At 40.3% G+C, this 12,464-nt stretch carries 16 protein-coding genes; 7 read left to right on the forward strand and 9 right to left on the reverse strand.

The genetic code is table 11. The annotated features are described in order from the left end of the window. Nucleotides 1–168 precede the first annotated feature (168 nt). Nucleotides 169–363, forward strand: coding sequence for a hypothetical protein (locus M3206_RS17760; RefSeq protein WP_425590746.1), 195 nt, complete (start codon nt 169–171; stop codon nt 361–363). Between the two features lie 42 nt (nt 364–405). Here the strand turns inward: M3206_RS17760 and abc-f are convergent, their stop codons facing one another. From abc-f to M3206_RS17795, 6 genes are all read right to left on the reverse strand, one after another. Next, nucleotides 406–2,058, reverse strand: coding sequence for a ribosomal protection-like ABC-F family protein (gene abc-f / locus M3206_RS17765; protein ID WP_251313852.1), 1,653 nt, complete (start codon nt 2,056–2,058; stop codon nt 406–408). A 269-nt stretch (nt 2,059–2,327) separates the two neighbouring features. Continuing rightward, entirely contained in the window at nt 2,328–2,768 is a 441-nt protein-coding gene (locus tag M3206_RS17770; protein WP_251313853.1) for an Hsp20/alpha crystallin family protein, read from the reverse strand. Between the two features lie 13 nt (nt 2,769–2,781). Then, entirely contained in the window at nt 2,782–2,982 is a 201-nt protein-coding gene (locus tag M3206_RS17775; protein WP_251313854.1) for a spore germination protein GerPB, read from the reverse strand. Continuing rightward, nucleotides 2,979–3,377: a spore germination protein GerPE gene (locus M3206_RS17780; RefSeq protein WP_251313855.1), complete on the reverse strand. Its 399-nt coding sequence runs from the start codon at nt 3,375–3,377 to the stop codon at nt 2,979–2,981. Before M3206_RS17780 ends, M3206_RS17775 begins: the two co-directional genes overlap by 4 nt. Nucleotides 3,378–3,534: 157 nt before the next feature. Beyond that, complete coding sequence (gene gerPC, locus M3206_RS17790) at nt 3,535–4,161, reverse strand: spore germination protein GerPC (RefSeq protein ID WP_251313857.1); 627 nt, start codon at nt 4,159–4,161, stop codon at nt 3,535–3,537. Between the two features lie 58 nt (nt 4,162–4,219). Then, complete coding sequence (locus tag M3206_RS17795) at nt 4,220–4,441, reverse strand: spore germination protein (RefSeq protein ID WP_251313869.1); 222 nt, start codon at nt 4,439–4,441, stop codon at nt 4,220–4,222. Nucleotides 4,442–4,601: 160 nt separating this feature from the next. On the opposite strand from M3206_RS17795, the gene M3206_RS17800 reads away from it, so the two are divergent. Further along, nucleotides 4,602–4,820, forward strand: a complete 219-nt coding sequence (locus tag M3206_RS17800) for a spore germination protein (protein WP_251313858.1) — start codon at nt 4,602–4,604, stop codon at nt 4,818–4,820. Nucleotides 4,821–4,834: 14 nt separating this feature from the next. Further along, nucleotides 4,835–5,329, forward strand: coding sequence for an Hsp20/alpha crystallin family protein (locus M3206_RS17805; RefSeq protein ID WP_251313859.1), 495 nt, complete (start codon nt 4,835–4,837; stop codon nt 5,327–5,329). Between the two features lie 46 nt (nt 5,330–5,375). Here M3206_RS17805 and M3206_RS17810 read toward each other — a convergent pair whose 3' ends face one another. Next, a complete protein-coding gene (locus M3206_RS17810; protein WP_251313860.1) occupies nt 5,376–6,119 on the reverse strand; it encodes an AIM24 family protein in 744 nt (247 codons plus the stop codon). 95 nt (nt 6,120–6,214) lie between these two features. Between M3206_RS17810 and M3206_RS17815 the strand changes: the two genes are divergently transcribed. Then, nucleotides 6,215–6,556 carry a DsrE family protein gene (locus tag M3206_RS17815; protein WP_251313861.1) on the forward strand — a complete coding sequence of 114 codons (342 nt, stop codon included), beginning with the start codon at nt 6,215–6,217 and terminating at the stop codon, nt 6,554–6,556. 420 nt (nt 6,557–6,976) lie between these two features. Here the strand turns inward: M3206_RS17815 and M3206_RS17820 are convergent, their stop codons facing one another. Together M3206_RS17820 and M3206_RS17825 are read right to left on the reverse strand one after the other, a co-directional pair. Continuing rightward, nucleotides 6,977–7,339, reverse strand: a complete 363-nt coding sequence (locus tag M3206_RS17820) for a YggT family protein (RefSeq protein WP_251313862.1) — start codon at nt 7,337–7,339, stop codon at nt 6,977–6,979. Nucleotides 7,340–7,394: 55 nt separating this feature from the next. Further along, entirely contained in the window at nt 7,395–8,213 is an 819-nt protein-coding gene (locus tag M3206_RS17825) for an aminoglycoside N(3)-acetyltransferase (protein WP_251313863.1), read from the reverse strand. Between the two features lie 459 nt (nt 8,214–8,672). Between M3206_RS17825 and M3206_RS17830 the strand changes: the two genes are divergently transcribed. The 3 genes from M3206_RS17830 to M3206_RS17840 are packed head-to-tail and all read left to right on the forward strand — an operon-like array spanning nt 8,673 to nt 12,238. Then, the gene (locus M3206_RS17830) at nt 8,673–9,425 is read left to right on the forward strand and encodes a DeoR/GlpR family DNA-binding transcription regulator (RefSeq protein WP_251313864.1); all 753 of its coding nucleotides are present in this window, start codon (nt 8,673–8,675) and stop codon (nt 9,423–9,425) included. Continuing rightward, nucleotides 9,422–10,333 (forward strand): 1-phosphofructokinase, encoded by a 912-nt coding sequence (gene pfkB / locus M3206_RS17835; RefSeq protein ID WP_251313865.1) that lies wholly within the window; start codon nt 9,422–9,424, stop codon nt 10,331–10,333. The genes M3206_RS17830 and pfkB overlap by 4 nt, the downstream gene beginning before the upstream one ends. Before the next feature lie 27 nt (nt 10,334–10,360). After that, nucleotides 10,361–12,238 (forward strand): PTS fructose transporter subunit IIABC, encoded by a 1,878-nt coding sequence (locus M3206_RS17840; protein WP_251313866.1) that lies wholly within the window; start codon nt 10,361–10,363, stop codon nt 12,236–12,238. The last annotated feature ends 226 nt before the right edge of the window (nt 12,239–12,464 follow it).

Here is a 12,464-nt window from a genome sequence, read left to right on the forward strand (position 1 = left end):
GCCCTTTTAAGAGCGTCTTATCGTGCTGCTTATATCATACGATTCGTGCTCAATTAAGTTTCATGTCTTTTTTAATGAGAAACTGCTTTTTCTTTCTGACTTTCTGGACAAAATAAAAAAGCCAACAACCGTTCAAATAACGAGGTCAAAAAAGGAAGGATGAACAATATGAGTAATAAAGATAAAGTGAATGAAGGAAAAGACGAACTATACTTGGACATCGATCGAATGATTAACGAAGGTATGGCTGGGGGTACGGTAGCCGACACAGAAGATCTTCGTCAGATCGGATACGATACGGATATCACCTCTCAAGAAGAACCACCTACAATAGGTGGTAAAAGAAAAGAAAGAGATAAATAAAGAAACAAAGGATGACCTTAATAGGCCATCCTTTTGTTATTTTCAACTAAATTGAGCTTTCAAAAGTCTGATTTCTTTTAAAACCTCTTGATACCTGTGTTCCAGTTTGATTTTCTCTTCTTCATTTAAGCTTAACGAAAGCCTCCCGATTAGATCGGTCATTTCAAGTTCCAGTTTCAGCAAACGATCTTTGTGATCATGTGTTGATGACACTGATTTTTTATCCTTCTTACTTTCAAGATATTCCCGATAGCTCCCCTCAAACCAATAAGCTTTTGGAGGCTGAAGATCCAAAACATGTGTGGCTGCCTTTTCCATTAATCTTCTATCATGAGTAGCAATGATAAAAGTTCCTGGATAAGCGATTAAGACTTCTTCTAAGGCCTCTCTCGTAAACAAATCCAGATAATTCGTAGGCTCATCAAGTAATAATAAATTATAGTCGTTTAAGAAAAGCTTCGCTAAAGCGGTCTTCATTTTCTCCCCGCCGCTTAGTACTTCTACTTTTTTGAATACATCTTCACGTTTGAATAACAACCTGGCTAATATCGTCCTTACCCATGTCTCATCATATAAGCTGTTTTCCATGACATTTTCTAAAATACTCTTTGACTCATCAAGGATCTTTAGATGCTGGTGAAAGTAGCCGACCTTAAGCTGCTGCGATTTCTCGATCTGTTCATTTCCTCTATATATGGTTTCTAATAGCGTCGATTTTCCTGTACCGTTTTTACCTGTTAAAACGATTTTCATCCCTGGCTTTACTGTAAAAGACAGATTCTTAAACAACTGCCGCTCGCCAAACTCCACGGATAGGTGTTTTACGGCCAGCGCTTGTTTGGCATGGATAACCGAAAACTGCTGAATATCGAAAGCAATCTTAGGCTGCTCTTTTGGTTTTTCTTTCTTATCTAGCATTTCGATTCTTTTTTCGATCACCTTAGAGGCCCTCTCCAATGACCTTCTAGCATTTTTGGCCTTCATTTTCCCCAATTTCGCTTCACTATATGACATACGAGCAGGCTTATCCTTTATGTTCTTCGCTTTTGATACCTTTTCTTTTGCGGCATTCTCCAGCCTCGATTTTTCATTCATATACTGCTCATATTCAAACTGCTGCCTCTCTTGTTTTTGTTTTTTCTGATGAAGGTAATCTGTATAGTTTCCTGGATACATCGAAAACGATTGGTGATCAAGCTCAAGGATTTTTGTACACACCTTATCTAAGAACGTTCTGTCATGGGATACGAGCAATACAGCACCTTTATAATGATTAAGAACTTTAGCCAGCTGATCCATCCCGTCAACATCTAAATGGCTTGTCGGCTCATCTAAAATCAGAATGTCGGGCTGCTGCTCAAGAGCTGCTGCTATCTGAGTACGTGTTTTTTCACCGCCGCTCATGGTTTCATAATTTTTCCCTCTCAAGTTCCACTGACCTTCGCTTCTTGCAGTAATCGTTTGTGCACCTTCTTCAAACTGGCTGACAACAGCGAAACTGCCATAATGCTGAATAACTCCAGAATCGGCTTCTTCCACCAAAGAGAGCAGTTTTAAGAATGTTGATTTCCCTGAACCGTTCAACCCTACTAATCCGATACGATCATGGTTAAAGAGCTGAAAAGGCTCTGTTTGTTTTAAAATTAAATTTCCGTTATATGACTTTTCAATTCCCGTAGCTTCTAATAAAAGCATAAAAAAACCTCCTAGTTTTACTAGAGAGGTCTGCCCACGCCGAATATCGCCATACAGAACCGCTTTAAGAAACGGTTTTTTGGCAACAAAAAACAGGCATGCAGTTAAGTCCTAAAAATGGGCAGAAAAATCCTATCTAGCGTTCTACTTTAATCATTCAAGTAATTGGCTAAAAAATAAGATTAATTGCTCATTGGACGTCAATACCTGTTCCTTCCGTTATTTTCCTATATTGTAAGCGAAAACATAAACAAACGTCAAGCTTCATTTTACTCTTGTACCCAATGCAGATTTACTTTTCTTTGATTAGCCCCAGGTCTTGTATCCTTCAACATTCGTATAAAAAGCAGACCTTTTCGGTAGTGTGCTTGAACAGGATCCTGATGAACCCGTTCAGGGAGTGTAATCTCCCGCTTAAATTCACCGAGTTGAAATTCTTCGGTGTTTAAACGATAGGAATCAAGAGGAATCGATAACTTTCCTTGTATGGTCAATTTGAATGGATCGACTAGAACTTCTACATCATCTGTTCGGTTTAAACCTGGTAAAGCAAGTACACAACAGATTTCCTGAGCTGTTTCGTATATGTTGCAGAGTGGATTTTCGTTCCTTATCTCAGAACTTGGTGCCGGATTCGGTGCAAAAAACTGATCACCAAAGTATTCTTCCGCCATCCTTTTCCAGTCCATCATTTGTTTCCAAGTGTCCATTCACATTCACCTCTTATGAAGGCGGTCCTAAAGGAACTCTTGGAAGATCAGGATCAATAATTTCAGGAGCCGGACCTTTATGACCGCCTGTGTTAAATAATTGCGAGATCGGCTGTATAACGCCAGCACTGCCAATCTGGAGAACTGAGGAATTTTGAATGCCCTCCACTTTTAATTGCTGAATAACAATCGTCTGACTGACAAACAGATTCATGATTCCTCCTCCTCCCCATTTTCTGGATAAGGATTTGTAAGAAAGTTACGTATATGTTTTACACGGGATTGCAGCGTCATCTCATTAACAGATCCTATATGAAGCAGAGATGAACTTGAAATACCTAGAATATCAATTCTCCCTACTCGAATAAAAGGGCAAGCGTTAAACGTACGTTTAATCTGAACGTTTGGACAAACAGGAACAACGACAGGTTCCGAAAAAATTTCATACTTGTTCAGTGGGACATCAAATGTTCCATAATCTGTACGCTCTCGCTGAATCGCAAGAGCAGCGGAAAAACACTGAACCTTCTCTGTATCTCCAGTATGGAGAATAGAAGCTGATTGCACCGAATTTACAAGTACTCCATCAACCGCAGATGTTCTATACATATTTTTTCACCCCTATAGCGGAACAAGCGATGTTCCTAACACAAGCGACTCAGGCGGCGTATCAAAAGCTGACCCGAGATTGATGCAGTCAACATCACCTACTAAAACAACCGAGGACAAACCCACCCCGATAATGTGGATCTCACCCACGCACAACTCATGGTTGGTCACGTGAAAGTTCACTTCCTCCACCTCCGTCTTTCTTTGATTCTTTTAAATGAACAATGAATGTCTCGATTCCGCGATAGATATCCTCTTTTGTTTTTTGAAGGATCTCTTTGCGGCCTTTCTCATCTTTAGGTTCATACTTGGTAAGATAATGCTTGATCCTTCCTGGAACTTGACGCTGAACATCTTCAAGAATAAAGACACGGTATGAATCATCTAGCGGAACATTTATTTTATTTTCAAGAGTTTGCAAATATAGAGGAGCTTCCTTAACAAAGAATTCATCCATCTCTTTTACCATTTCACGGTAGTTAGGATTTTCTATCACACTCCGCTCCATCTTCCAAGGCATTTGTACAGTATTCTGACCGATATTAAATTGCTCGATTAAATCTTTACTCTCAGCAGAATGGCCTAAACCAATATGGAGAGTTCCCTCAAGTTTTTCTACTTTTAATTGCTCAAACTTGTATTCTACCGTTTTAGGTTCTTCAGCAAATGTATCAACTTGCTGTTTAAGCTTTTTTACTTGTTGTTCCAAAGCTTTAATTTTGTTATTTTGGTCCTCGACCATCTGTTTTATCTTACTTAAATAATAGTTGCTCTCCTCGTTCATTTAATCATCAGCTCCTTAGTAAGATGTATGCCTTCTTACTAAGGAATTTGCATGTCGTCTAAAAATTTGTAGCGTTGTTGCTGTCATTAACATCCGGGTCTTGTGTATAGGTTACGTTGTAGCCATTGTGCACACGAAGATTATCACCTGTATTAAATGAACCAGCACCTGCATACGTTTTTGCGTAACTAACCGGGCAGATCGTCTGGACATCACCCACATGAAATACAGAACCACCAGAAACAGCGTTTACTGAAATCTTTCCTACCATGGCCGGCATAACGTTCAGTCCTTTGTAAGGTTCTCTACATATGCTATGCGTACGCCCATCTTCCTGTGAAAAAAACATCGCCATTCACCCTTAGGCTCTTACCTACATAAGCTATCTCAAAGGGACGACGTCACAATCGTAAACCTTTTTAAAAGGAGGGGGTGTTAAAGTGCCCTGTTTGATTGTTGCACCTATCAACATCAATGCAGCAGAAGGGGTTGTGAACTTCGGGGATACGCTAGTGATCAACCCTAAAACTACAGGGAAAGGGTACAGTGGCTCTGGCGGCGGAAATACAGGGAACTTTATACAAACAATCTCTGTTGTCAGTGCTACAAATACGTTGGATCCTGATGTTTTTGATTCAAATAATGCCGGAAATGCGTAGGAGGAAAATTGCGGATGTTTGGAAAAAGTCCTTTAAATCCTTTCACGAATAACCGATCTATGGATGACTGGCTAAAATCGTTTGAACAGTTCGTCAACAAAGGATTGACTCAGTTTGAGCGTTACGCTGATCAGATATCATTTGAAGTCGAAACCGAAGAGACTGATCAAGATTATAAGATCTATGCCAACCTTAAAGCTTATAATCCTGAAGATATTCAAATTGAAGTTCTTAATCAGGGGCTTCAAATAAAAGCGCAAAGAGAAGAAATTCGATCAATGAAAAATAAGCGTACTGGACATTTTCAGGAAAGAAAGAACGTGAAGCGAACAGAACGATTTGTACAATTGCCTTTTATGTTTAGAAACGAGGATATTAAAGCTCAGTACAGTAACGGCATCTTAATGATTACTGTAAATAGGGGAAATGCAGATACAGCTAACCCTACTGTTCCGATTGAGGTTACAAATGAAAATAACGAGAATAATGAAGATCAATTTGAAGAATAAAACAAAATGGCCCCTCTTTCATTAAAGAGGGACCTTTTTGTTTATCTTATCTACCTAATGTTGGAGCCAGCCAAACTTCACCTGTACCTTCAAATACATGTAGATATCCTTCCCCGCTCGTAGCTGATCCACCGATGGAAGAAGAGGCACGCTTAACCGAAAAGTCGATCTCTCCTTTTCTAAGAAGAGCAAACGTACCGTCTACTTGAAGTTTTTCATTATCCAATTTTACTTTCATAATTTGGTTTAGCGGTACAGGACTCTGCAGGACACAGAACCCCGAACCTTTTAACTTCGTTTGAAAGAGCCCATCGTCACCTTTTATAGAAGAGGTGAGCTTTTGTCTCGAAACACCAAGCTGCACAGTTGGTTCCGCGGCATAGAACATGCCTTTATCTGCAATGACTTCCTCTTCATTCAGGTTCATTAAAAGATAGTGTCCATAGGAAGGCTCTAAATAGATTTCACCTGTTCCTTCATAGAGTGGTTTAAACAAAGACTCGTCGGTAAGAATATTTGAAGCCATTTTTTTCATAAAACCGCCAACCCCGCCAGTATTGCTTTTCAGCTGCAGGTCTCCCTTCATAAACTGAAGAGCACCAGCTTCTGCCTGAACAGCGCCTTGGCGAAGGGTGATCCGGACTTGTTTCAGCTTAACCCCTGTTTCTTTTGCATAATAAGATGAACTGGATCCAGCACTCGTAACAGGAAGCTCTTTATACTCAAGAACCTCAAACGTGGCACGACGTCCTTCTTGTTTTTCAATTACTGTAAATAGCGAATCATTCATAGTATGCGTACCTCCTCTTATCTAGAATACCAAACCATCACTTAACCTAGTCAAAGCATGATATAATTCACATAAAAAAGAGAGGCGTGATTTTTGTGCAAAATAAGATCATTCTAGTTACTACAGATTCATTTGGTACCGGTAACGACCCAGCACTAGGCGAAAATGTGATGGAAACCTATTTTACCGTTCTAAAACAGCAGGCCGATCTCCCGGCGGCTATCTTTTTCATGAATCGAGGCGTTTACTGTCTGACGGAACAGTCCTTGTGCTCTCTTCATCTAAAAGAAATAGAAGAGAAGGGTGTAAAAGTATTTGGGTGTAAAACGTGCGTCGATCACTACAACGTCGAAAATGAACTAGCAGCTGGAGAAATCTCAGGAATGGCACATTTCGTAGAGCTTTCAGCGCAATACGAAGTCATCACGATCGCTTAATACATATTTTGAATGTAATAAAAGTAGAGGCTGGCTCAAAAGGGTAAAACCGTAGAGTTCCAGCTTCTTTTTTATTTCATACAAGAGAAAAAAGGACGTTCTGATGAATCAAAACGATTAGGTATTAACTCTAGACAAAAATGGTGACCTATTAAGCTGTTTTTAGTGCTAAGTAAGACTTGAATCGGCACGTTTGCGCGAAAGTCGACTCATACTGCGCGAAACTTTAGGATACTGCACGAAAAGTAGGTAATCGTGCGCGAACGTGTAACAGAATAAAAGAACACGTACCGTGAAAAAAAGAAGGCAAACATTGGTCAGCCACCCAATTAAAAAAAAATGAGGGGCGGACCCAAAAGGACATGTAACTTGACCTTTGGAGTACGCCCCTTTATTTATAATCTTTCCTCAAGTTTCAATTCATCTTCGTTTCTCTTCAAAAATTCTTTTCTCATGTGATGTAGGTTCTTCTCTAATCACAGTTTCACGTTGGACGGGGTCTTTTCTGACCGAGAAGAGTCGCTTAAGCAGCATGCCCACCACTCCATAGACGATAATCGCTATGATGGTCGATAGTTCCACAACAAAACCATTCGCCAATTCGATATTCGGAAACAAAGCTTTGAAAGGCAGCAATAATGGCTCACTTAATCCGTAAATCAGCTGAGCAAAGGCAGCTCCTTCATTAGCGTTGAACAATTGAAAAATGAAACGTAAAACTAATATTAATTGAATAATGCCTACAATAAATGAAATGATCGTAGCAGGTACGGAACGTCTCATAACAATTCCCTCATTTCAGTGGATTTGCTTTTAACATACCCGTAATTTCTACATATTAATCATTACTTTTACGCTTGAACGACTGATCATATTCTTCTAGCCAGCGTAATGTAAAATCTACTAATTCCACTTGAGGGATCAGACGACATTCTGCTAATCCTGCTTTTCCTCTTTTTACGGTATGGCCAGCCTCTTCATAGGAATGGCCAATTTCCTCAAAAAGTTCTTCACGATAAGAAACTTGAATAAAAGATTTCCAAACGCGTTCTCCATTCAAATAAAAAGGTCCTGCGTTTTCTTCCGTTTTAGGATTCGGAACACGATGTTCTGCCAGATGCATCGTCGTATTAGAATCATAACCTACGCCGATTAATAGAACGTGACCCCTTAGTTCGTACATCTTCCCAAGCGGTGAATGATCTCCTAAAGCAAAATCAAGCGTGTGACCGTTTATGATGTTTTCTTTATTTTTCCCCCACGCGGCAAATGATTCGGTAGGGTGATTGCTCCTTATCACCCCAGGAAACGTACGAAACGCTTCCACGATCGCGCCCATGTAAAAGGTAGGTGTAATTTCAGGATCAAAGGCAGGCATTTCTTTTCGGATAACCGGCCACCATTCTTCAGGCACAGGTGGATTCTCCCAGCCGGCCGGATCTGAATAATGAGCGGTATGTGTGGGCATCACAAGCGTTCCTTCTTCAGTAATCACATCCATTAAAGCCTGTACCACCGCAACCGGTCCCCCTACTACCCATCCAAGTGATTTTAGTGAGGAATGCACGACGATAGTCATACCTTTTTTCAAACCTAGTTTTCGAAAGTCCTCCGCTAAAGAAGACCTTGTTTTTGGGAAATCTGTTTTTAATTCCATTTTGTTCACTCTTTCTGAAGGTTTTTTCTGAAGGTTTGTAAGTTTTATATTCAATGATGGGTCTGAAAGTGGTTGATTTCCGTTTCAAGTTGTCGCTTTCCACGGGGCGGGCAGTGAGTCTCCTCGCGTTTAGCGCGTCTCATCTGTCCCTCTTCATTGAAGTAACTTGCTCCAGCGTCTACATGGAAATGCTACCGATGTGAGGTTCCTCGCCGCATGCCTTACCAGGAGCTTCTCATGTAGCAAGCACCTTTCTCTACAATCTACTAGACCATGAATTCTCTTAAATACATTTAAAATTAGAATGGGTTTCTCTACTTAAATTATAACGTTAAATTGGATAAACTTGGAGTGATTATTAATGATTGTTTTTGATTGATTATGAATGATTTTGGTTGAAATTTGTAAGGGTTTACGTTACACTTTGGTCATTGAACGAAGATTCTAGGAGGTTACCAGATGTTGACTCCTGAAAGACACCATAAAATTATTGAACTATTAGGTAAAAAGCAAATCGTTACGATACAAGAATTAGTAGAAGCAACCGCTTCCTCCGAATCGACCATACGTAGAGATTTAAGTGAGCTTCAAAAGGAAAAAAAACTTAAACGCGTGCATGGCGGTGCTTCTCTTCTCCACCAGAAGAGTGAAGAGTTAAGCGTAGTTGAAAAGTCAGCACGGAATTTTTCAGAAAAAGAGAAAATCGCAAAACTAGCTGCAACGATTGTGAAGGACGGCGACTGTATCTTCATTGATGCTGGAACAACAACCCACCTCATGATTCCTCATTTGAAAGATAAAGACATAACCGTTGTCACAAATGGGATCTCTCATCTAGAGATGTTGACAGAACATCAAATGACTACGTATTTAGTCGGTGGTCTCGTTAAACCTAAGACAAAAGCACTTGTTGGGAGCGGCGCACTCAACTCGTTAAGCTCATACCGTTTCGATAAATGTTTTTTAGGAACAAACGGAATCCATCTTGAGGCAGGGTTTACTACACCTGACCCAGAGGAAGCATCTGTAAAACGACTTGCTCTGTCTCTTTCTCAAGAAACATTCATTCTTGCAGATCACAGCAAGTTTAACGATGCATCGTTCTCGAAAGTTGCTGATTTACATGAAGCTGTCATTCTCACAGATGAATTGAATAAAGAACTTGCTAATGACTTTGAAGATAAAACAGAAATAAGGGTTGTGAAATCATGATATATACTTGCACACTCAATCCATCCATTGATTATGTTGCAAAAGTTAAAGACTTTAAAGAAGGCGAATTAAACCGTACCGAATCTGCGGAAATGTATCCCGGCGGAAAAGGAATTAATGTTTCAAGAGTACTGAAACACCTTGGGATTGAAAGTACTGCTCTAGGATATACAGGTGGATTTACGGGAGAATTCATTAAAGAATTTCTCACAAATGAAACGATCAGCCACGATTTTATAACGGTCTCTGATCTTACAAGAATCAATGTGAAACTTAAATCTGAAGCTGAAACTGAAATCAATGGACTTGGACCAAATATCTCTGCTTCCGATCAGGAAGAACTGCTTGAAAAGATAAACAGAATGAATGAAGGTGACTTTCTCGTTTTAGCGGGGAGTATCCCTCCGTCCATCTCAGAAGATTTTTACGGTGAGATTGCAAAGGAATGCCTTAAAAAAGGTGTAAAAAACGTTATAGATACTGCAGGAACTTCGCTTATTAAGACTTTTGAACATAAACCTTTCTTAATAAAACCGAACCATCACGAACTCGGTGATCTCTTTCAAACCAAAATTGAAAGTGTGGAGGACGCTGTTTTTTATGGTAAGAAGCTTCTCAATGAGGGCGTAGAAAATGTCATCGTCTCTATGGCAGGCGAAGGAGCGATTTTCCTGAATAAACAGCACACTCTCCTTGCTAATGTACCAGCTGGAACTGTGAAAAACTCTGTTGGTGCGGGAGATTCTGTAGTAGCAGGCTTTCTATCCCAAATTACTCAGAATAGCGATATTCAAACCGCATTTAAGTATGGAGTCGCTGCAGGAAGTGCTACTGCATTTTCAGAGGATCTCTGTACAAAAGACTTCGTTGAAAAATTAGTAAAAGAAATCTCGATTCAAGAGATGTAAAGCTTTACCTTAGGGGAGGTAGTTTTAATGAAAATTACAGATTTACTTACGAAAGATACCATGATCTTAAACCTAAAAGCATCTTCAAAAGAGTCAGTGATCGACGAACTGATCGGACAGTTGGATGCTGCAGGAAAGTTAAATAATAAAGAAGACTATAAGAAAGCGATTCTAGCACGTGAAAACCAGAGTACGACAGGTATTGGTGAAGGTATCGCCATTCCACACGCTAAAACAAATGCCGTCAGCCAACCTACTATTGCATTCGGACGTTCTCATGACGGTATTGATTATGAATCATTGGATGGCCAGAACGCTCACTTATTCTTCATGATTGCCGCTTATGAAGGCGCAAATAATGATCACTTAGCTACTCTTTCAAGACTATCAAGCTTTTTGATGGATACGGACTTTAGAAAGAAACTCGAAACTGCATCTACAAAAGAAGAAATTCTGCAGGCTATTGACACAAAAGAAAAAGAAAAGGAAACAGAGAATGATTCTCCTGTTTCAGCATCACAACAAAAAATCTTAGCGGTTACAGCCTGCCCGACAGGTATCGCACATACGTACATGGCAGCTGATGCCCTTAAGGCAAAAGCTAAAGAAATGGACGTAAATTTAAAAGTTGAAACAAATGGATCCAGTGGAATCAAGAATGGTTTAACAAAAAAAGATATTAAGGAAGCCGATGCGATTATCGTAGCTGCGGACAAGCAAGTTGAAATGGAACGTTTTAACGGAAAGCATGTGATACAGGTTCCCGTCGCTCAAGGGATCAGAAAACCAAAAGAGCTTATACAGCAAGCGCTTGATCAGGATGCACCTATTTATAAGCACGTAGGAACACCTCAACCGGATGTAGAGAAGAACACATCAAAAAGCGGAAGATCCGGATTTTACAAACATTTAATGAGCGGTGTATCTAACATGCTGCCTTTTGTTGTAGGTGGCGGTATCTTGATTGCCATCTCATTCATTTTTGGTATAAATGCATTTGATCCTAAAGATCCTTCATATCACCCGATTGCCGAAGCGTTGCATACGATCGGTGGCGGAAATGCTTTTGCATTAATGATCCCTGTACTTGCCGGATTCATTGCGATGAGTATTGCGGATCGACCTGGTTTTGCTCCTGGTATGGTTGGCGGGTTCATGGCCGCAACAGGCGGAGCTGGTTTTTTAGGCGGATTGATCGCTGGTTTCTTAGCTGGTTATCTAGTCGTTGGAATAAAGAAAGTGTTTCGTACATTACCCAATTCTTTAGAAGGTATTAAACCGGTACTTCTATATCCGTTATTCGGTATTCTGCTCACGGGTCTTATCATGATGTTCATCGTAATCGAACCTGTTAAAGCACTGAACGACGTTCTTACAGTTTGGCTAAAAGGAATGGGCACTGGAAACCTCGTATTACTTGGGTTGATCCTTGGCGGAATGATGGCCATTGATATGGGCGGTCCGATCAATAAAGCGGCCTTTACTTTTGGAATCGCGATGATTGATGCTGGCAACTTCGCACCTCATGCGGCGATTATGGCAGGTGGAATGGTACCCCCACTAGGACTTGCGTTATCAACAACATTATTCAAAAAGAAATACACGCAAGCGGAAAGAGAAGCTGGTAAAACAAACTACATTATGGGTGCTTCTTTCATTACCGAAGGAGCTATTCCTTTTGCAGCTGCTGATCCTGGACGGGTCATACCTGCAGCGATTGCAGGTTCAGCTGTTGCTGGGGCACTTTCTATGATGTTTGGCATCGGTTTGCCTGCCCCTCATGGCGGAGCGTTTGTTATTCCAATCGTCAACGGAAACCCTCTGCTTTATGTAGTAGCGATTGCCATCGGCGCAATTGTAACCGCATTGATCGCTGGCTTATTGAAGAAAGAAATAAAAGAATAAAGGTTATAAAGAGGGCTGACCAACGTCAGCCTTCTTTTTTTGAACTCATTTGACGTTTTTACGGTACGTGTTCTTTTATCTGTTACACGTTCGCGCAAGATTGGACTTCTGTCAATAAAGTGGAGATAAATTTTGTGAGAAATATTCAATTGAGTCCCATTCTTAAGGGATTTTCATATGAACATCAATGAGCCTCTTCACAGAGGCTTTTTATTATGGGCGCTTT

The sequence above is a fragment of the Fictibacillus phosphorivorans genome (genome assembly GCF_023715845.1).
Lineage (GTDB): Bacteria > Bacillota > Bacilli > Bacillales > Fictibacillaceae > Fictibacillus > Fictibacillus phosphorivorans_D.